Source organism: Bradyrhizobium sp. Crot121 (assembly GCF_059512385.1).
In genome coordinates this window covers 1-366 of the sequence record NZ_JCAMOR010000482.1, presented here as the reverse complement: position 1 = coordinate 366, position 366 = coordinate 1, and the positions used below count along the sequence as shown (strand labels likewise).

General features: G+C 57.1%; 1 protein-coding gene. It reads left to right on the top strand.

What is annotated here, in order from left to right:
- Positions 1 to 365, top strand: a 365-nt coding sequence (locus AC5ZGW_RS47580) for an erythromycin esterase family protein (protein ID WP_496114331.1), incomplete at its 5' end; no start/stop codon positions are given.
- Position 366: the final 1 nt, after the last annotated feature.

Below are 366 nucleotides of genomic sequence, written 5' to 3'. Positions count from 1 at the left end.
GCGGCACGCATTCAGGCGAGGTTCTGGCGGCGAGCGAATGGGACGGGCAGGCCGAGGAGAAGAGGATCAATCCGGCACTTGCGGAAAGTTACGAGCATCTGTGTCATCAAGCCGGAAAGGAACGGTTTCTCCTCGATTTCGACCGCAATCAGGATCTCCATGCCGGGCTCGTCGATCAACGGCTTCAACGTTTCATCGGTGTCATCTACAGACCGGAAACCGAACGCCTGAGCCATTACATGCTGACCTCCCTGCCCCAGCAATATGACGCTTTCCTGTGGTTCGACGAAACCCATGCGTTGACGCCGCTCTACCGGCAGCAAACTGCTGGCGGCAGTCCGGAAACTTTTCCTTTCGGTCTTTGAC